Origin of the sequence: Rhodoferax fermentans (genome assembly GCF_002017865.1) — a bacterium.
GTDB classification, from domain to species: Bacteria; Pseudomonadota; Gammaproteobacteria; order Burkholderiales; family Burkholderiaceae_C; genus Rhodoferax; species Rhodoferax fermentans.
The window spans coordinates 1,938,788-1,956,535 of record NZ_MTJN01000002.1; the positions used below are offsets into that span (position 1 = coordinate 1,938,788).

Below are 17,748 nucleotides of genomic sequence, written 5' to 3' on the forward strand. Positions count from 1 at the left end.
TAGCGCTGTGCCCTATGTTGAGAAAGGAGTCAACCATGCCCGATGATCTCCAGATTGTTGCCAAGAGCGCCAATGCCCTTTTCAGCTTGAAACTGCACCGGGGTGATGGCATGGTTTTGCTCGCCATGAACTGGAAGTCAGCGCAGCCTCCGCGCGATTTTGTGGGTTTTGCACTCGAGTACAAAGAGCCTGACGGTGACCGCTTCTGGACGGTCAAAAACCGCATCAACTTCCCGAACCCGGACGGCAGTGTGAACCAGGTGCGCACCTCAAGCCGCCTTGCGCCCATCCAGAAATTCCGCTGGGTCCACTTCCCTGTGAACGCCGACAAAACAGGCACATTCATCTACCGGGTCACACCGGTGTTCATGCATGCTTCGGGCGAACTCAGTTACGGCGAGGCCCAGGAAGCAGGCATTGTCCTGGCGCGTGAAACCTATCCTGGGAAACTGAACGTGGCGTTCACACGGGGTTTTGTCTCGTCACAGGCCTTCGTGGACCGCTATGTCACCCAAACCGATAGCCTGGAGACGCTGATTCCCGCCAAGGCCGACGAGGGTCTCGGGTTCGTACCAAGCCATCCGAAAGCCGACGAAGCGCTGCAATGGATGGGCTTCGAGGCCCGAAAAGCGATTCTGGACACCCTGGACGCGGCCATCGCCGACACAAGCGCACTTGTGCGAGTGGTTTGTTACGACCTCAATGACCCTGCGATTGTTTCCCGACTGGAGCAACTCAAGAAACGCCTGTACATCATCATCGACAACAGCGGTGAGCACAAGCCAGAAACCTCGGCCGAGTCGCAATCGGCCAAACGCCTTGCCACCAGCGCTGGCGCCGATCAGGTCAAGCGTCAGCACATGAGCAACCTCCAGCACAACAAGACGATGGTGGTTGATGGCAAAAAAGTGAAGGCCGCCATCTGCGGCTCCACCAACTTCACCTGGCGCGGCCAGTTCGTGCAGTCCAACAACGCCATCGTCGTGCACGGCAAGAAGGCCATTCAGCCGTTCATCGATGCGTTTGAAAACTACTGGAAGAACGATTTCGCCAAAGGCTTTGGCCCCACACCATCCACAGACTGGCACAGCCTTGCGCTCACCGGCATCAACGCCCAAATCACTTTCTCGCCACACGCCAAGGAAAAAGGGGTGCTGCAAGCCATTGCCGATGACATCCTCAGCGCGAAAACTTCTGTCTTTTATTCATTGGCGTTCCTGAATCAGACGGGCGGCCCGGTCACCGACGCCATCAAGGCCGTCACCAAGAAGCAGGGAATCTTTGTTTATGGCATTTCCGACAAACGAACAGGTGGCCTGGATGTTCACCTGCCTGACGGCAAGGTGGCGCCGGTTTTTGCCGCCAACCTCAGCAAAAATCTTCCTGAGCCTTTCAAGAGTGAACCCACGGCGCTGAGCGCCAACGGCGGGGGTACCCGCATGCACCACAAGTTTGTTGTGATTGATTTCGACAAACCGAGCGCCCGCGTCTACACGGGCTCCTACAACTTCTCGAAACCTGCTGACAACGAAAACGGCGAGAACCTGCTCCTGATCAAAAACCGCCGCATCGCGGTCTCCTACATGATCCAGGCCCTGACCCTCTTCGATCACTACCATTTCCGCGTCCTGCAGGCCAAAGCCGACGCGTCCAACAAGCCCATCCAGTTGAAGAAGGCCCCCAAAGTCGGCCAAAAACCGTGGTGGGATGAAGACTACACCGACCCACGCAAAGTCCTTGATCGCGAATTGTTTGCCTAGTGGCCCCAATAGCCCTGTGTGTCTTTGACCTGCAAGGGGCCATGTCTGTCCCCGCTTTGACGGCCATCAGGTGGTAGGCGTACTTGATGCGCCCGCAATCCGTCCCGCTGGCCCGCGCGAATCTCTTTTGTGGCGGCGTTCCAGGCGATCACCGGGGGGGGGCGGCGGAATCCATTCAAAATGGTTTGAGTACAACCAGCACCGCAATCAGCGCCGTGGTCGCCATGGTGGCGCCAGCCGCAAACTGGAGGCCCGCCCAGGGCGGGCTGGTGACATCACCGGTCATTTGGCGCAGTTTGCCGGCCAACATGCCGTGCGACGCGGCAAGTGCCAATGCCAAAGTCAACTTGATTTGAAGCCATGGCATGGCCAGCCAGCCCGTTTGGAGCGCCATCACCAAGCCCAGTATCCAGGTCAGCACCATGGCTGGCGTCGTGATCGTTCTGTCCCAACGACGCACCATGAACATGAGTCTGCGTTCCTGCGGCAGGCGTAACACCGGTGCGCGGGAGAGTGCGCCCAGCAGCAGGCACAGCATCAGCATGCCACCTATCCACGTGACCATCGCCACGATGTGAAGTGCTTTGATCCAAAGGAAACTCATGATGCGCTGCCTGCCGTGTTGCCCGGTTCCTGTGCCGTCAGCAGCGATAACTTGCGGTTAAGCAAGGACACAGTGAACAACGCACCAAACGGAACCAACGCGCCACCCAACATACCTCCGATTTCCCGAACGGTCCACGACTGGTTGGACACCGCGTTGAAAACCATCCAAAGGTAGCTCAGGAAGACCATGCCATGGATCGGCCCCACCACCGACACAGCCGACGGCAAGCCGACCAGGTGTTTCAGTGGCACCGCAATACCGACCAGCAGAAGAAGGGTTGTGCCTTCGACAAGTGCCGCAGTTCGCAGTCGCCGCAGGTGAAGAAGATCGATCTGTTTTTGATGTGCCATGCTTTTGATCCTGTGAATGAACGGTATTTTTGCTGGCAGAAGTTTTTGCGACAAGTGGCTACAAAGTCAATGTTCAACAGGTTTCAGCCAATTGCTGCTTCATCAGATAAATACCTGCAAAAATATCGCAAAATGGATAAGAGCATCGCAAGGACATTGGCTTGAATATAAATAAAGTAATAATCCAGCCATGCACAAAATAGCCGTAATTGCCTTGCATGGTGTTGTTCCTTTTGACCTGTCCATCCCCTGTGATGTGTTCAGCCGGGTTCGCACGCCAGGCCTGCAAGACGCCTACGAAGTGCGTGTCTGTGGTGAAGCCAGAGACGTCAAGGCGGGCCTCTTCGACATCCGCACGCAATGGGGGTTGTCGGATGTGGCAGATGCCGACACCGTCATCGTGCCGGGCATCAGCCACCCGATGATGCCCATTGCAGATGAGGTGCTGCAGGTGCTGCGCCATGCCAAGGGCAGAGGGGCGCGTATTGCGTCCATTTGCAGTGGTGCCTTTGTGTTGGCGGCGGCAGGTGTGCTTGACGGACTGCGAGCGACAACACACTGGCTTGCCGCGCCACAGTTGGCAAGCCGCTACCCCAAGGTATTGGTGGATGCCAATGTGCTGTTTGTTGACAACGGGCAGGTACTGACCTCAGCGGGCGCAGCGGCGGGCCTTGATCTCTGCCTGCACATGGTTCGCTCTGACTGCGGCGCCGCTGCGGCCCTCAACGCCGCAAGGTTAGCGGTCATGCCACTGGAGCGGGAGGGTGGGCAGGCTCAGTTCATCGTGAATGAGCCGCCGACCTCACCCGCGGCACTGCAACCCTTGTTGACCTGGCTTGTTGAAAACCTGCAGCAGCCCTTGGGTCTGGAGGACATCGCTCAACAGGCTGCGACCAGCACCCGCACGCTCAGTCGCCGGTTTCTTGAACAGGTTGGCACGACGCCGCTGCAATGGGTTCTGGCGCAACGGGTTCGGCGTGCGCAACAGCTGCTCGAAACAAGCGCGATGTCGATTGAGCAAGTCGCCACCGAAACCGGATTCCGCTCAGCCGCTGCCTTTCGTGAACGATTTTCAAAAGTTGTCGGGGCAAGCCCACAAGCCTACCGACGGACATTCGGGCAAGGAGCAAGGGCGACGTAATCGTCGTCCCAAGGCTTGGAATTCAGCCTGCTTAACATGCAGGCGACAACAGACACTGTCGATGATTTCCAAGGCTTACTTGCTGGTGGAGAGGATGAGGATCGAACTCACGACCTCTACATTGCGAATACTTCGGACAACGAAAAACTACCTGTATTTACAACATCTTACAGTACGTTTCTCAAAGTAGTACGCTTGAGTAGTACGCAACTTTGGGAGTTAAAAAATTGGCCTCACTTGCACTCACATCGAATTTCAGCAGCAAGTCTATATCGTCGTAACTCAAGTTGCTTTCAGCAACGCTGACCTGCCGATTCTGCGGTCCGTTAACGCGTTATGTGCTGGCGCTGGGACTGGCAGGCAACTGCAATTTTTGTTTGCGCTGCGCATCGCGTTGCACGCGTTGTCTGTCGCGTTCAGCCTGTAGCGTATCGCGTGTTTTTTCCACGCTCTGCTGCAGCCCTTTGATGCGTGCTTGCTCTGGTGTTGGTGGTTTGGGTGGTGTTTGTATTTCGTGTATTCGCATCAAGTATTTAGCTTGAAACGAAAAGGCAAGCGTCGTGTTACACGACGCACGATCAGTATTCACTTGCCATTAGCAGCGTCGTTGCCGACCGATCCCATTCCGTAATCACATACAGCTTTTCACCCTGCACCACATACGCACTCAGTATGCGTTCATCGTGCTGCACAGCATGGACGTTGGAAGCAACATCGGCGGCGCTTATGTCGCCCCAATCGCCGCCAATGTGCTTGCCAAGCAGCAGCAGCGGGTTAACTCTGTGTTGTTCGCAGTGTGCCAATGCACCAGGTGTTGCGGTCACCTGGCCAAGTTCAAATAGTGCCATTGCGCTTACTTGCCAAAAGCCTTGCGCAGTTTGTCGCTGGCAGCAGTAATCACATCATCCAGTTCCCCAGCGCCAGCAGCAGCCTTCACCAACTCCAATGTTTTGACAAGTTCGCTGGCGCTGGCAACTTCAATGGTTGGCCTATTTTTTCCACCACTTAAATCCAAAATTTTGCTGCCGTATTTGATGGTTAATGACACCTTGCCATCAGCAGTGTTCCAAAACCAGGTTTTGACGCGCTTCGCCGTTTGAACGCTGCTTTTTTCACCGCTGTCCGCGTCCGTCACCACCTTCGTTTTGCTTGGTGCATAAATGCGACCTTCTGCAAGTGCCGTTGCCAGCGCGATTTGTTCATCAATGCGTTCCGCAAGTTTGTTGCGGCGAATATGAACGGGTGAAAGTTGAGTCGGTTTCTTAGCAGTTGTGAATTTCAGTGATGCAAGTGTATTAGTTGCCATATGCTTTTGCCTTTCAGTATTTGTTAAAGCAAATGCAACTATATTGTCGCCATTCAAAAGGTCAAATTTCAACCAACCTTTCTACCAGTATATTTAGCAATAATCGCAGTTCACCAAATAATTTATAAATTTATATTTGGTTATGTTTGGCGAAGATAAATAAATGCATGAAAGCCAAAACCAAAGGTCAAAAACTCCAACAAGCATACAGACAGTTCATCGCACCTTATTCTCTATATCTGCAAGTTGCAGCAACATTTACGCTCAAGCAACGAGCAAAAATTAAAGTGAAGAGATTTGAGAATTACGGAAATGAGACATATGAATTTTGGCAGAATTTGAGCGAAGACATCTTGCACAATCAAATTCATCATTTCACTGCTCGCCTCACCAGTTTGGTTTATGGCAACAAGAGAAAAAACAAGAAATATGCTCAAACTGCTAGACCATTGGTGATTGTGAGCATTGAAGGAAGAAATGTTGCAAAACGAACACACCTGCACTTGGCAATTGGCAATATTCCGAATGAAAAAATGGAGAACATTGAAGAATTGATTATTAAAGCGTGGGAAGGTTGTGACTTTGCATACAAGAAGAATGAGACAAAGTTGCTCAATGGCCCATATGGCTGGCTTAGCTATATCACAAAGGAAGTGGGATACACAGACAACGATGCACTTGACATTGTTTCATCTACTATCCCCCAATTCATTCAACAAAGCATCAGTACCGACGGTAATTTGCTAACTGCGTGAATTTTAAAAATTTGAAGGTTGCAGAGAAGTTCAAAGCACTTTATTAGATTTCTATTGGCTAATTATTTTAAGAGAAAGATTAAGAATGTCAGGTTTAGGCAACACTGATACAAAGAACGCTAGACAAACACAGAAGATGAATTGAACCACAGCGCAACAGAAAGACAAATGAAAATTGGCGACTGCAGTGAGAGATTCGAGCATGGCGCACCGCTTTGCATTGCTTTTAAAAGTCAAAGTGCGGCCACCAATGAAAAGCATACTTTTATTTGGTATTGACTAAATAATTTATGCAGTATTCAATTCAAATCATAGGTTGTCCTTCACTACCAATGGATTTATCATTTGATACACGAAATTATTTAGTATAGGAAACCAAAAATGGCACAAGCAAAAACACTCACGCAAGTTGAAATTGAACAAGTGCTTGCATACATTGCTACGCGCAGATTTGCAATGCGCAATCGCGTCATGCTGCTAACGAGTTTTTGGAGCGGAATGCGTGTGGGTGAAATTGCCAGCTTGAAAGTTGGAGATGTGATGAACACGGATGGCACGGTGAAAAATGAAGTGCGTTTGGCTGCGGAGCAAACGAAAGGTCGTCAACCGCGCACCGTCTTTCTGCCGCAGCGACTGCAAACTGAAATGCAGCGCTATATGGATGTGCGGCGTGTGACTGATGCGACGCAGCCACTGTTTGTGACCGCTGGCGCTAAGGCGTTTTCAGCCAATGTAATGGCACAGCATTTTTTCTGGCTCTATAAGAAGGCTGGCATTGCTGGCGCTAGTTCGCACAGTGGTCGCCGTTCGTTCATCACTTCATTGGCCTGCAAAGGAATTTCAGTGCGAGTGCTAGCAAGTCTTGCTGGCCATCGCAGCATCGCTGTTACCCAACGCTACATTGATGTGAACGACGATATGAAGCGAAATGCGGTGGAAATGATCTGACTTGTGCTTGATGTTGTATCGGCTAACGACGACCGTAGCCACTTGTATTAAACGTAAATTTGAGTCAAACGCCATGTCTCATACATATCTAAAAGATTGACCACTATTGATAGTACTCCAAGTACGACGATCGACAAACAACACCCAATAGCTGGCTATGAGTTAAATTGATATCCTTACAGAAAGGAGAATAATCACACAATATTTCATTTAAAATCGTTTCTTTTTTTATATCCACGTCTACGAAAGTTAATTTTCAAATTTTAAAAAGCAATATCGTACTGATCAATTATTTTTAATGACGAAATATATAGGTAACAACTATGTAAATTCTGACCATTTTTAAATAAAAGTTTGAAAATACATATCAGATTAAGCTATTTAAAATTAATTGCTTAATGTGAATGTACTTCGCTATTTGGGCGAAGGATTATTTAATATCATTAATAATTAAACATATTGGAGCAATCTAACATTCTTTTCATTGGATCATTTTTCCGCATGTTTAAAACTTTTTCTTCAGCCTCAACCCAAAATTTGTCTTTGGGTGTATTTATTCGAGTGGCCATTAAATACATACAGTATGCGGTATCTAGCACACTATAGTCACCTTTCTCGCTTCCAATTTTCAGTACTTCATTGGTTTTATTAACGCAGGCTTCTCTATTTGTATTGCAAACAATAACAATCTCTTTGTTTATAGCCGCTCTTTTATCATTTACGACTTTTTGACTTTCCTTAGCCTTGTTTCTGACAATATCTTGCTCGCAAACTGATTTCCTTGTTATTGCAGATCGTACAGCTGTTAATATATCTGAATCCACTATCTGATTGCAACCATTAATTACTACAGCACTGGGTCTTCCAAAGTTGTTCAAAATTGCATTGCAAACCGATTCGTTTAAATTTGGAGCCTCGTATTGACTACGAAATACTGCAAATTTGTCAGCATCCTCTTTTATCTGTTGTGTGTTTACACACGTGGTAAAAAGAGGAGCAATGTCTTTATTGATGGCCTCGTTCATAACCTTATGTACAATTGCAGCTAGATCATTTGTATTCTCTAGTGGATTAAAAGCAAATGCCATTTTTGATAAACAACAAACCAATAACGTAAATACTGGCAAAATCCTCAAAAAAAACATAATATCTCCAGTTAATTAACAATAAAATTTAGCGTATTTGAAGGCTTAACTGGTCATTACAACGTTGCTGTGACGCAGAAATACATTGATAGGAAGGACAATATGAAGCGCAATGCGGTGGAATTGGTTTAATTCACAAATCAATATCCACAAACCATACTCATTTGCATGTTCATAGTATGAGCTAAATATTTACCATGTGATTCAACAACTCGTCCGACAATACAATCCTGCGGTCCATTAGGTGTATCTACGCTAATGCGACATCCGCCATCTTTTCGATTATATGCACCTATAAATCCGATATTTCTCATCGAAGTTTGCCAATTCGTTGCCGACAGAGATACTAAGCCTTGCGTCATCCCACTAATTTTGCTGCAGACTTGCTCAATATCTTTAAGGGAATCAATCAATATTGGCTCATCAGACCTGGACTCAACTTCGACAGGCGGCGTTGTTGGCTTGGATTCGATAATATTTTTGGTTTTCAATTTTTCACTGATAATCCTCGCCTCTGCTGCTTTTGATTCGGCAGCTTCTCTTTCGACCGTTAATCTCCTTTCTTCAGCATCCTTAGCGATTTGTGGGTTATCTTCATAATATTTCTGCTGTGTATGCCAACCCTTCGCTTGAACCTCTTTCATTTCAGGTACGCTAGAAAATCCAAGCTTCTGTGCTTCATCAGCCTCACCGCTGCAGCCTAAAAGTACGAGCGCAGTTATTACTGCCAGTGTTTTGTTTAACCATGTAAATGGCATGATGCAATTCCTTTTAAATTTATAGGTTATTAGTGACGATTAGAAACTCGGCTTTTTGCTTTCTAATACCCATGCCTTTGCATTCACATACATCATCTTCATTCCGTCATCCGTCTCTTCAGCAATCCTCTTATCGAGCAATGCCAACATCCTTTCTTTATCCTCTGAAAATTGCCAAGCTATCCACATTGCTTCCAATGCCTCATTTGGTTTGCCTTGCTTTTGCTTAGCGATCGCTATAGGTAGCCAAATATTTGCTCGTTTCGGGTTTAGCAAGAGACCGTTGTAAGCTAACTGTTCGGCTTTGCTAACATTCCCATCTTCGTTATAGGCGAAGATAAGGTTGGACAGAATTTCCTCGTCTGCGGGGTCCGCCTCAAGCGCCTGAGTAAGTGTGGCTGCCGCGTCGGGCAGTTTGCGCTGCTTCAATGATTCCAAGCCTTCACTGTTCAGCTTGCGCGCCAACTTGCGGTCCCCGCGCTGGGGCTTAGGCATTGCGCCAATGCGACGCGCGGCTTCCATCGCACTGGCAACAGACTCAATCTTTGCCGCACCCAACATAGCTTCTGCACAAGCTCTAACACTGTCACAAGCTGATGCAGCAGCTAATACAGCAGCACTATTGGTTTCTTGCGCTGGTGACGGTGGAGTTGCAGCTACTTGGGAAACTACAGGCTCAACTTGGGATGCGGCAACGACGGGAGAAGATTCAACTACAGCAGGAGTTTGTGGTGCTGTTGCAGCAACTGGTGCTGGCTTGGTCATCTCATCAAGTTTTTGTTTTGTTTGATACCCCTTGTCAAACGCTGCTTGCATTTCATTATTGCTGGAAAAACCGAGTGCCTTATAGTCATATTCAACTTTAGAACAGCCAGCCAATAGAAAAGAAGCTAGTCCAATTGTTACTATTTTCGCTGCTATATTCATTGCAAAATTTTCCTATGTGTTTTAATAACTGCCGAACATCACGCTGACAAAGGTTGGAGTTTTTTAATGCCAAGTTATAAAAAGATCAAATTAAATATCAAATCTTTAATTGGTTTTGGCATACTGTAATGCCATATTGCACTGGGCAAAAAACATCGGTGCGATCCCTGCCATTGGGATTGATGGATGTATCTCTTTCGCTTTTTGATACGGCTTCCAGCACATATCTTCAGTCGAGCCTCCGATTCGGTTGGCTCTGACTTCTTGCCATGCAGCCCCAAGCGTGTCAATTACTTTTGCTCTGTCACTGCAATCAACGACGATGGCTCTGTTTGCGCTTGTAGGTGCTGACCCCTTGCAGACTAACTCGTAGCCCGCTGTCGCAGGAAGAGCTGTTGCAGCAGCCCCAACAGCGAATATCGTTGCAACTACAGATGAGCGCCCCAATTTTTCCAGCTTGTTCAGCTTCGTTCTCATCCGCTTCCTTTGTTGTTGACTCAACACTTCATTTAGCAAAATCGATGCAACTAGTGGCAGCATCATTTATGAGAATCTATCCGGTAATCACCTGCTTTACGTTTCATTGTTAGCCAATATGGCATTCTTCTCTGTGATCGCCGCAGGTTGTGTGAAAGTGTGCAACGCACTGGTCTACGGCTAGTGGCGCACCTATCTTCACACGTAGTCCACTCATAAGACGTTTTTTTATCTCTCGTCAAGCCATAGATGATCGCCAATTTGGCGAGCAATAGTATAGCTTGAACAAAGGCTCTATTTTTTTGTCAACAGGCTCGAGCAATGCCCGCAACCACCGCATTGCTTTGGCTGGTCAACGGCGTGCATGGTCGATATGATCTGCATCTGTGCCGTCCCAACCTACCTTCTCTCAAACCTATCTCCGGTTTTTAAACTTGGTTCAAGCAATCCGCCAAAAGGATCGTTTGTTTGCGCTCGATCCCGTAGATGAGCGCCTGCTTAACTGTTTTGCGGTGGTGTGGGTGACGGGACGCTATTTAACAGCCTCTGAAGCATCCGTTAGCGTTGCGGATGTTGCCCCGCGCACCGTGCAGCGTCGAGTGGTGTCGTTGGTGGAAAAAGGGCTGCTACGCGTGGAAAGCGACGAGAAAGACAACCGAGTCAAATATCTGTTTGCAACAGACAAGACGGCTCAGTATTTTGAAGAACTGAACAAGTGTTTAGAGCAAGCGAAACGCAGGTAGCGTAAGCAGGTTACACAGCGTGCATCAGGTTTTTCTTCATACCCGCTAATTACAAAGCACTATGCGCTGTGCGCTTGTTGCTTAAATGCATTGGTGGCAAAGTGGAAAAGCATAACGACAATAAAGCAGCCAGTGAAATCGCCAAGCGCCATTGCTGCGCCTTTTGACAGCAACTCGCTGCCCGTCGTCACATGTTGCGAGTAGTAAGCGAGATTGAGTATGAACCCATTCAGAATACTACCCAGCGTGGATAAAAATACTATATGCAAGTAGTTCAAATTGCTTAAATCCGAGCTAATTTTGAAAAACTTAGTCACACACATAACTGCAGTGTAGTAGGTTGATACACTAACAATCGCAAGCGAGAATGTAGATAAGAACGACGAATTGTCACCCCATAACCCAACACTAATATAGGCACTCGCTGCAAGAACACCAACGATTGCAGGTAAGCCACCTACAAGTATGCACAGCAGCTTGACTCCCGCAGGCACAAAAACAAGACTGGAGCCTGGTGCATACAGCATGTAAGGGTCTAAAAATTCGTTTAGCGCGAAGGAGCCGAGCAGCAAAAAACATGAAACTACAGAGATGGCAAGGTTGGCAACACTGTCGTTTTCAAGTATATGTTTCATCGTCTATATCACAATTACTGAGCTATCGTTTGTGGAGATGCTGTGCTGCACCAATCTGCACCAGCGTTCTTTTCTTAACAGTCAAATTATTCTCTGTTACTTCATCTTACACGGCCAGTGGAATACATAAGGTGTAGACGCTGACATTGCGATGCAACGGGTATTTGTCGGCTACTGCTGCATTGCTGGCGCTGGTTGTTGCGACACGCTACCAATTACTTCAAGTACTTTCATCGTCAGTCTCCCTTGTCGTCTTGTATTTATTGCGGGTGATGGCGCTGCACTGATGCTGTCGTGTTGCACGACACCTAAGAGAGCAAGTCGCTCTCACCAGAGATGAATGCAGCCATGCGCAGACGAGTCTTGCCGTCAGGCATTTTCATCTTATGCTCCACATGTTGCCTGCATACGATTTCAAATTTCAAACCCGCTGCGAATTCCCTATCCAGCCACTGCGCCCACACTGATTTGGTGCCATCTTTGCCATCTTGCGTTGCTGCGCGATAGTCAGTTTGATGTTTTAGCCCAAAAGGCTGATGCCTTGCGCTCAGCTCAATGGCATCTGTATTGGGAAAGCTGCCGCGCTCAGCATGCAACAACGAATACCGCCCTTTATATAGATAGCGACCAGTCAGTGAGTTGAGCGCATGTTTGGAGGAATTCAGTATGCTGCCATCACCGTCGCGTACTCGATGCTGGGGCGCGACTTGCAGTCGGTCGCCAATTCGCCAAACTTCAATATTGGGGTACAGCAAGCGATACAGCATCACCCAGTATTCCGCTTCGATAGTGTGCAATCGATAGCGCTTGGTATGAAGTTTGAATTCTGCCTGACTGTGAGCGGCAAGATCAAGTCCGCGTCCCGCGTGGACATCACTTAATAGCGCTTTAAATTGCTTAACGATGGTTTGCTGGCGAATGCTCAGCGGCACCTCTAAATAGAGCTTGTTGGGGTCAAACGGGTGTTCGTGCAATTGATCCAGCGCCAGCAATTGGACACTCGCTGGGCGCTTGGACTCAGCAAATATCACACGGCCAGTTGACCGCCACCATGTGTCGAAATATCTGGTGCGCAGGTCACCAAAGGATTCGGCTACTTTGGCAATTTGTGGATCAGTGGGCTTGATGCCTGTTTCTTGTGCAAACCACAGAACGGGACTCAAGCGCAAGAACGACCACCACCAGTAATAGATGCTTCGTCCTGCCTCATCCACCTCAAGTTCATCGGAAGCAGCGACAAACTTTGGAAATCCCTTAAAAAACGGCCTTCTATTTAAGTTCATGACTCTTAGTGTAGCAATCAATTTCACAAACGGCACATTGTTGCTATGAACCAGACAATTCACACATCGAGACAGCAAACGGAAGCAAATCTGCAAACCACTGTTGAGAGTTTTGAAAAGGAACTGAAATGAAGATCAAAAATGAAGCTGTTACTACTCCTGCTGCTGTCGTGCAAAGCGACATGGCTGGCGCGACTGTGAAGGTCAACGCAAAGCTTGCACCAAATGCTGAAATTGATTTGGCGGCGATCAGTGCTGAACTGACCGCAAAGAACAAGGCAGACGCTGCTGACGCAGCGGAAAAGGCATTGAAGAAAGCGGCGAGTGCAATGAAAAAGGCAGACAAAAAGAGCGAAGCCGATGACAAGATTGCGGCTGCTAAGAAGGCGGTTGTGTTTTTTAAGCAGCTGGTCACTGAACGAGAGGGTTGGGAGCAGAACGCATACAAGACCAGCAACGATCAGCTCTATGCCTTGCTGCAAAAGTGCTACGGTTTTTATAACGATATGGCGGGCAGCACTGCGGCTGCTGCAGGAAAGCGCGACGGACTGAATCGCTATATCGAGCAAAAGGGCTATAACTTTGCCAGCGCAACGCATACGCTGACGAAGATTGTCAAGTGTGTGTTTGGTGTTGATCGTCGTCGTGTCAGTGCTTATGGCATCGCACTGCGCTTTGCACTGGACAGTAAGGTTGCTGTGCAGGACCTGCCTGCATTCATCTACGACAACGGCGGCGTTGAGCAGATGCGGTTGGCTAAGTCTACGACTGCTATGACTGTGAAGCAGAAGGCAGAAGTTGCACAGGAGGCTGTGAGTGCAAATACGCTGGCTGTTGTGACAAGTGCTGATTTTGCGAACACGTTTGACGCGGGCAAGATTGGCAAGCATGTGGTGCTGATTGGGACTTGGCAGCAAGACGGAAGCGTGATTGCACGAGCTGTCGTGCAAAACGACGGTGTGGTGAACGCAGCACTGGCGAGTTACTACAGCGCGAATAAGGAAGCTGTTAAGGGCAAAAAAGTTGAGATGACGGCAGCGAATGACGACCGTGCAGCGCAGGAAGCACTTGAGCTGGCTGTGCTGGAAGCCTGACTACACATGGCAGTGAGTTGGCAACGAAAACACACGCTGCTGACTACTGCACACAAAGCACACATTAATTTATATAGGGAACAAAAATGGACATCCAAACTATCGTGCAGCGCGCTGCACCCAAATCAGTTGACGACATTGTTTTTGCCAGTGATGATGACAAGGGGTTGGTGACTGACATTGTGAGCGGCACTATGCCGTTCCCTGCATTTGGCAAGAATGGCGTCTTGCTTTATGGCATCAACGGCACTGGCAAGAGTGAATTGGCAAAACTGTTGCCAGACGCGATGGAAGCGGTAAAAACGGGCGGACAGGCATTTGCGCGCTTTGAGCGTATACAAAATGGCAACAACGGGGGCGCTTTGATTGAGCGGCTGCAAGGCCAAGCGCAGCTGGTCCCATTTGCCAGTCATAACTATTTTGTGTTGGACGAGGTGGACAATTTGACTACTTTGTCGATGCCGTCGCTGAAGTCACTGATGAATATGCCGCAGTCAATTTTTGTAATGACCACCAATCATTTCAGCAAGATTGAACTTGGGGTGCGCAATCGCTGCTACTGCATCGCTTTCAATGCGGCGCCAGCAGAGAATTGGCTGCCGCTGGCGCGGCGTATGCTGACAGATGCTGGCATTTTGACTGTCAGTGACGCAACGTTGCTGGGTGTCATTGCTACTGGCAAAGGTTCTGCACGGGATATTTTGAACGCCATCGTGCAGCTCATTTTGGCCGTGCGGCGCAAGCGGGCTTGTGAAGTCAAAGCCGCCCCCGCGCCATGTGTCGTTTAAAACGACATTGCATAACAAGCCCACCCGTCAAACGGTGGGCTTTTTTGCGTGCACGATTTGCCGCTGCGTATGCTTGCATGCGACAGCCAGCATCAACGCAACTGGCAGCAGATTTGACGCATTGGCGGGTGCTTACGCTAAAGCGACCTTTTCTAAAGACTCCCGCCGCTGCAGAATCTCAAAATCTCCGTCGTAAATGTTGCGATGGCGTCGGCGTGATTGCAGCATCGCAATGTTCATCTCGCCGCTCAACGGCTTCGCATAAAACCTGTCAATCATTTCCACACTTGTTCTTGCGTTACGCGCCAGCGCCAGCGTGTTGATGCCTTCGCCAAACAGCAGCCGATACATGATGGCCGTGTGACGCAGTGAATACAGCGTTCTGTCTTCGCCCGCTGCACTGGTTCCCAGCTTGGTGTCCCACATCAGTATTTCAAACTGGCGCTGCAACTGCTTGAGCGCATAGTCCCTGTTCGTTTTGTACTGCGGCAGAAAAACGTAGTCATCGTCACAGCTCTTGCCGTCAATCAAGCCATGTTCAACATGGTACTTTTTCAGCGTCTCATAACTGTCCACCGCCTTTTCCATCGTCGTAATGGGGTCGCTGTGATCTTTGGTTGGTGGCAGTCGCAGTCGCAAAAATGTGTATTCACCGCGCACAATGTCCACATGCTTGTGCTTCATAAACTTGATATCCGTCGGACGGATATAGCTGTTGCACATGAACACGATCAAGCGCCGCATGTCTTCCGTCATGTCCACGTTGCGCATCACCGTGCCAAGCTTGCCGCTTTTGGCGTTGGTGTTGATGAACTGCGTTTGGGTGTCGCCTTTTGCATCCTTGTACTTGCGAACTTCCATTCGCTGCCCAGCGTAGCGTTTTGCCGCACTCCATAGTCGCCTGTATTCCCGTGTCGTAAACCAGCCCCGCGCTTTGTCCTTCTTTGTGACAGTTGGGAACTCAGGCACAGATGCAATGAGTTTGCGTTTGGCGGCATAAGACAAGACTTTGGCGATCAAGCCCATGTACGCACTGATAGTGGACGCGGTGAGCTTTTGTTCGCTCAGCGTATTTAAGAAGCGCTCAAGTGCGAAGTAGTCAATCTCCCGCACTTCCACATTTCTAAAGTGCGGCGTGATAAATTTGTCATAGCGGTACACGAAGTTGTCGTAAGTGCCCTTCGCAATTTCGCCTCTTTTCAACCTGGCCTTTTCCGCTTTCAGCAGCTCTTTCAAACAACTTTCAAAACCAGTTGCTGATGCGGTGGCAGCGATGCCGTGCCGCTGGTTGTACGTGATGATGTCGTAAAACTCTTTGGCGAACGCGATGGCCTTCTGTTTGCTATCAGTTTTGGTGGATTTGCGAACGGCATTGCGCCCGACAAAGTACCGCGCCCACCAATATCGGCTGGCTTGCAGCTTGTAGATGTACAGCTTGGTTGGATAGCCTGGTATGTAGTGCTTTTCAGTAGCACCAGTCCTGTGTTTAGGCTGCGCAATCGTTGCTTTTGCGCCAGTAGTTTTCTGCACTTCAGTCACGCTTCCATCCCAAAAGCGTAATACTACGCGCCTTCACACAAAAAGGCTAGGCCGAAGAGGAAAAGTAGTACGGGTGTTTCGTACTACTTTTGACTTACTTTTTGAAGCGACAAAAAACATTAAGTCCTTGTCGTCATTGAATAAAAGGTGGTGGAAGGGATGAGGATCGAACTCACGACCTCTACATTGCGAACGTAGCGCTCTCCCAACTGAGCTACCCCCCAAGCGGTTTGAAGTCTATCAACAACGGGCGCAATTTCAAGCCATCCCAGCGGCCTGTGGGTCTCTGCGTTGCATTCATGACGGGGTGGCGCGACTTTTTGAGACTTGGTTGACCTACGTCATTGGCCGGCATGTGGTGCTTGGGTACCCTCGGCGGCTCGACTTTACCGGCGCTGGCTCCAGCGCTGCACCTCAGCCTATGAATGCCGCCATTGACTCTTCCCTGAATCTGAAGCCGGGGGCACCTGCCCAGAACCGGATGGAGCTGTTGTGCCCTGCTGGCAGCCTGCCTGCGCTGAAAGCGGCCATCGACAACGGTGCCGACAGTGTTTACTTGGGTTTTCGTGATGCCACCAATGCCCGCAATTTTGCCGGCCTGAACTTTGACGCCGCGGCCATCACCGCCGGCATTCATTACGCCCATGAGCGGGGTCGCAAGGTGCTGGTCGCGCTCAACACCTACCCGCAGACGGCCAAGGCAGACCTCTGGCGCAGCGCGATTGACCGGGCTGCCGACAATGGTGTGGATGCCGTTTTGCTGGCTGACCCGGGATTGATGGCCTACGCCGCCAAACACCAGCCGCAGTTGCCGCTGCATCTGTCGGTGCAAGGTTCGGCCACCAATTACGAGGCGGTGGATTTTTACTACCAGCATTTCGGCATCGCGCGTGCCGTGCTGCCGCGCGTGTTGTCTTTGGCACAGGTCGAACAGCTGATGGAGCGGGTGCCGATTGAGATCGAGGTCTTTGGTTTTGGCAGTTTGTGCGTGATGGTCGAAGGCCGATGTGCCTTGTCCAGCTACGTCACCGGCGAGGCGCCCAATACCAACGGCGTCTGTTCACCACCCAAAGCGGTGCGCTGGGTGGAAACACCCCAGGGCCGGGAGTCACGCTTGAACGGTGTGTTGATTGACCGTTACGCCCCGGGTGAAAACGCCGGTTACCCCACGCTGTGCAAAGGCCGTTTTGATGTGGGTGATGACCACAACTACTACGCCATCGAAGAGCCCACCAGCCTCAACACCCTGAGTTTGTTGCCCCAAATGATGAAAATGGGGGTGCGCGCCCTCAAGATCGAGGGCCGCCAACGCAGCCCGGCTTATGTGGCGCAGGTCACCAAGGTCTGGCGCCAGGCGATTGACAGCTGTTATGAGAATCCGCACCGCTACAGCGCCAAACCAGCCTGGATCAGCGATCTGGACAAGGTGGCAGAAGGCCAGCAGCACACACTGGGCGCCTACCACCGCCCCTGGAAGTGAAGGAAGAAAACG

Annotated in this window: 20 protein-coding genes and 1 tRNA gene; 8 read left to right on the forward strand and 13 right to left on the reverse strand. The window is 49.6% G+C overall.

Translation table 11 applies throughout. The features are described from left to right. Nucleotides 1-35: 35 nt before the first annotated feature. Entirely contained in the window at nucleotides 36-1,760 is a 1,725-nt protein-coding gene (locus tag RF819_RS09225) for a phospholipase D-like domain-containing protein (protein ID WP_143541650.1), read from the forward strand. A gap of 175 nt (nucleotides 1,761-1,935) precedes the next feature. Here the strand turns inward: RF819_RS09225 and RF819_RS09230 are convergent, their stop codons facing one another. Both RF819_RS09230 and RF819_RS09235 read right to left on the reverse strand, forming a co-directional pair. Beyond that, nucleotides 1,936-2,364, reverse strand: coding sequence for a CopD family protein (locus RF819_RS09230; protein ID WP_078364719.1), 429 nt, complete (start codon nucleotides 2,362-2,364; stop codon nucleotides 1,936-1,938). Further along, nucleotides 2,361-2,717, reverse strand: a complete 357-nt coding sequence (locus RF819_RS09235) for a DUF3817 domain-containing protein (RefSeq protein WP_143541651.1) — start codon at nucleotides 2,715-2,717, stop codon at nucleotides 2,361-2,363. The genes RF819_RS09230 and RF819_RS09235 overlap by 4 nt, the downstream gene beginning before the upstream one ends. Before the next feature lie 190 nt (nucleotides 2,718-2,907). On the opposite strand from RF819_RS09235, the gene RF819_RS09240 reads away from it, so the two are divergent. After that, entirely contained in the window at nucleotides 2,908-3,858 is a 951-nt protein-coding gene (locus tag RF819_RS09240) for a GlxA family transcriptional regulator (protein ID WP_078364720.1), read from the forward strand. A gap of 334 nt (nucleotides 3,859-4,192) precedes the next feature. Here the strand turns inward: RF819_RS09240 and RF819_RS09245 are convergent, their stop codons facing one another. Genes RF819_RS09245 through RF819_RS09255 form a run of 3 tightly spaced genes read right to left on the reverse strand, consistent with a single transcriptional unit; the run spans nucleotide 4,193 to nucleotide 5,236 of the window. After that, nucleotides 4,193-4,447, reverse strand: coding sequence for a hypothetical protein (locus RF819_RS09245; protein WP_200224191.1), 255 nt, complete (start codon nucleotides 4,445-4,447; stop codon nucleotides 4,193-4,195). Next, nucleotides 4,437-4,706: a hypothetical protein gene (locus tag RF819_RS09250; RefSeq protein ID WP_078364722.1), complete on the reverse strand. Its 270-nt coding sequence runs from the start codon at nucleotides 4,704-4,706 to the stop codon at nucleotides 4,437-4,439. The genes RF819_RS09245 and RF819_RS09250 overlap by 11 nt, the downstream gene beginning before the upstream one ends. Before the next feature lie 5 nt (nucleotides 4,707-4,711). After that, complete coding sequence (locus RF819_RS09255) at nucleotides 4,712-5,236, reverse strand: DUF6641 family protein (RefSeq protein WP_242472940.1); 525 nt, start codon at nucleotides 5,234-5,236, stop codon at nucleotides 4,712-4,714. Nucleotides 5,237-5,331: 95 nt separating this feature from the next. Between RF819_RS09255 and RF819_RS09260 the strand changes: the two genes are divergently transcribed. Then, on the forward strand, nucleotides 5,332-5,919 hold the full coding sequence (locus tag RF819_RS09260) for a hypothetical protein (RefSeq protein ID WP_078364724.1): 588 nt from the start codon (nucleotides 5,332-5,334) through the stop codon (nucleotides 5,917-5,919). A 381-nt stretch (nucleotides 5,920-6,300) separates the two neighbouring features. Next, complete coding sequence (locus RF819_RS09265) at nucleotides 6,301-6,867, forward strand: tyrosine-type recombinase/integrase (RefSeq protein WP_078364725.1); 567 nt, start codon at nucleotides 6,301-6,303, stop codon at nucleotides 6,865-6,867. A gap of 443 nt (nucleotides 6,868-7,310) precedes the next feature. Here the strand turns inward: RF819_RS09265 and RF819_RS20965 are convergent, their stop codons facing one another. From RF819_RS20965 to RF819_RS20985, 4 genes are all read right to left on the reverse strand, one after another. Continuing rightward, on the reverse strand, nucleotides 7,311-8,012 hold the full coding sequence (locus tag RF819_RS20965; protein WP_143541652.1) for a hypothetical protein: 702 nt from the start codon (nucleotides 8,010-8,012) through the stop codon (nucleotides 7,311-7,313). A gap of 140 nt (nucleotides 8,013-8,152) precedes the next feature. After that, nucleotides 8,153-8,770 carry a hypothetical protein gene (locus RF819_RS20975; RefSeq protein ID WP_143541653.1) on the reverse strand — a complete coding sequence of 206 codons (618 nt, stop codon included), beginning with the start codon at nucleotides 8,768-8,770 and terminating at the stop codon, nucleotides 8,153-8,155. A 39-nt stretch (nucleotides 8,771-8,809) separates the two neighbouring features. Next, nucleotides 8,810-9,697 carry a tetratricopeptide repeat protein gene (locus tag RF819_RS20980; protein WP_143541654.1) on the reverse strand — a complete coding sequence of 296 codons (888 nt, stop codon included), beginning with the start codon at nucleotides 9,695-9,697 and terminating at the stop codon, nucleotides 8,810-8,812. Nucleotides 9,698-9,802: 105 nt separating this feature from the next. Beyond that, nucleotides 9,803-10,240 carry a hypothetical protein gene (locus tag RF819_RS20985; RefSeq protein WP_143541655.1) on the reverse strand — a complete coding sequence of 146 codons (438 nt, stop codon included), beginning with the start codon at nucleotides 10,238-10,240 and terminating at the stop codon, nucleotides 9,803-9,805. A gap of 320 nt (nucleotides 10,241-10,560) precedes the next feature. Between RF819_RS20985 and RF819_RS09280 the strand changes: the two genes are divergently transcribed. After that, nucleotides 10,561-10,917: a hypothetical protein gene (locus RF819_RS09280; RefSeq protein ID WP_143541656.1), complete on the forward strand. Its 357-nt coding sequence runs from the start codon at nucleotides 10,561-10,563 to the stop codon at nucleotides 10,915-10,917. Nucleotides 10,918-10,976: 59 nt separating this feature from the next. Here RF819_RS09280 and RF819_RS20990 read toward each other — a convergent pair whose 3' ends face one another. Together RF819_RS20990 and RF819_RS09290 are read right to left on the reverse strand one after the other, a co-directional pair. Next, nucleotides 10,977-11,552 carry a hypothetical protein gene (locus RF819_RS20990; RefSeq protein ID WP_143541657.1) on the reverse strand — a complete coding sequence of 192 codons (576 nt, stop codon included), beginning with the start codon at nucleotides 11,550-11,552 and terminating at the stop codon, nucleotides 10,977-10,979. Nucleotides 11,553-11,860: 308 nt separating this feature from the next. Beyond that, the gene (locus tag RF819_RS09290; protein WP_078364730.1) at nucleotides 11,861-12,835 is read right to left on the reverse strand and encodes a hypothetical protein; all 975 of its coding nucleotides are present in this window, start codon (nucleotides 12,833-12,835) and stop codon (nucleotides 11,861-11,863) included. A 128-nt stretch (nucleotides 12,836-12,963) separates the two neighbouring features. Here RF819_RS09290 and RF819_RS09295 point away from each other — a divergent pair, with 128 nt between their 5' ends. Beyond that, nucleotides 12,964-13,929: a hypothetical protein gene (locus RF819_RS09295; RefSeq protein WP_078364731.1), complete on the forward strand. Its 966-nt coding sequence runs from the start codon at nucleotides 12,964-12,966 to the stop codon at nucleotides 13,927-13,929. Between the two features lie 86 nt (nucleotides 13,930-14,015). Then, nucleotides 14,016-14,717, forward strand: coding sequence for an AAA family ATPase (locus RF819_RS09300; protein ID WP_078364732.1), 702 nt, complete (start codon nucleotides 14,016-14,018; stop codon nucleotides 14,715-14,717). Between the two features lie 132 nt (nucleotides 14,718-14,849). Here the strand turns inward: RF819_RS09300 and RF819_RS09305 are convergent, their stop codons facing one another. After that, nucleotides 14,850-16,256 (reverse strand): phage integrase SAM-like domain-containing protein, encoded by a 1,407-nt coding sequence (locus tag RF819_RS09305; protein ID WP_143541658.1) that lies wholly within the window; start codon nucleotides 16,254-16,256, stop codon nucleotides 14,850-14,852. Nucleotides 16,257-16,404: 148 nt separating this feature from the next. Further along, nucleotides 16,405-16,479, reverse strand: a tRNA-Ala gene (locus RF819_RS09310). 258 nt (nucleotides 16,480-16,737) lie between these two features. On the opposite strand from RF819_RS09310, the gene ubiU reads away from it, so the two are divergent. Then, nucleotides 16,738-17,736 (forward strand): ubiquinone anaerobic biosynthesis protein UbiU, encoded by a 999-nt coding sequence (gene ubiU, locus RF819_RS09315; protein WP_143541821.1) that lies wholly within the window; start codon nucleotides 16,738-16,740, stop codon nucleotides 17,734-17,736. Nucleotides 17,737-17,748: the final 12 nt, after the last annotated feature.

Excerpts from the sequence above, each read along its gene's own strand:
- RF819_RS09225 (WP_143541650.1), top strand. The coding sequence starts at position 36 with ATGCCCGATGATCTCCAGATTGTTGCCAAGAGCGCCAATGCCCTTTTC.
- RF819_RS09230 (WP_078364719.1), bottom strand. The coding sequence starts at position 2,364 with ATGAGTTTCCTTTGGATCAAAGCACTTCACATCGTGGCGATGGTCACG.
- RF819_RS09235 (WP_143541651.1), bottom strand. The coding sequence starts at position 2,717 with ATGGCACATCAAAAACAGATCGATCTTCTTCACCTGCGGCGACTGCGA.
- RF819_RS09240 (WP_078364720.1), top strand. The coding sequence starts at position 2,908 with ATGCACAAAATAGCCGTAATTGCCTTGCATGGTGTTGTTCCTTTTGAC.
- RF819_RS09250 (WP_078364722.1), bottom strand. The coding sequence starts at position 4,706 with ATGGCACTATTTGAACTTGGCCAGGTGACCGCAACACCTGGTGCATTG.
- RF819_RS09260 (WP_078364724.1), top strand. The coding sequence starts at position 5,332 with ATGAAAGCCAAAACCAAAGGTCAAAAACTCCAACAAGCATACAGACAG.
- RF819_RS09265 (WP_078364725.1), top strand. The coding sequence starts at position 6,301 with ATGGCACAAGCAAAAACACTCACGCAAGTTGAAATTGAACAAGTGCTT.
- RF819_RS20965 (WP_143541652.1), bottom strand. The coding sequence starts at position 8,012 with ATGTTTTTTTTGAGGATTTTGCCAGTATTTACGTTATTGGTTTGTTGT.
- RF819_RS20975 (WP_143541653.1), bottom strand. The coding sequence starts at position 8,770 with ATGCCATTTACATGGTTAAACAAAACACTGGCAGTAATAACTGCGCTC.
- RF819_RS20980 (WP_143541654.1), bottom strand. The coding sequence starts at position 9,697 with ATGAATATAGCAGCGAAAATAGTAACAATTGGACTAGCTTCTTTTCTA.
- RF819_RS20985 (WP_143541655.1), bottom strand. The coding sequence starts at position 10,240 with ATGATGCTGCCACTAGTTGCATCGATTTTGCTAAATGAAGTGTTGAGT.
- RF819_RS20990 (WP_143541657.1), bottom strand. The coding sequence starts at position 11,552 with ATGAAACATATACTTGAAAACGACAGTGTTGCCAACCTTGCCATCTCT.
- RF819_RS09290 (WP_078364730.1), bottom strand. The coding sequence starts at position 12,835 with ATGAACTTAAATAGAAGGCCGTTTTTTAAGGGATTTCCAAAGTTTGTC.
- RF819_RS09295 (WP_078364731.1), top strand. The coding sequence starts at position 12,964 with ATGAAGATCAAAAATGAAGCTGTTACTACTCCTGCTGCTGTCGTGCAA.
- RF819_RS09300 (WP_078364732.1), top strand. The coding sequence starts at position 14,016 with ATGGACATCCAAACTATCGTGCAGCGCGCTGCACCCAAATCAGTTGAC.
- ubiU (WP_143541821.1), top strand. The coding sequence starts at position 16,738 with ATGGAGCTGTTGTGCCCTGCTGGCAGCCTGCCTGCGCTGAAAGCGGCC.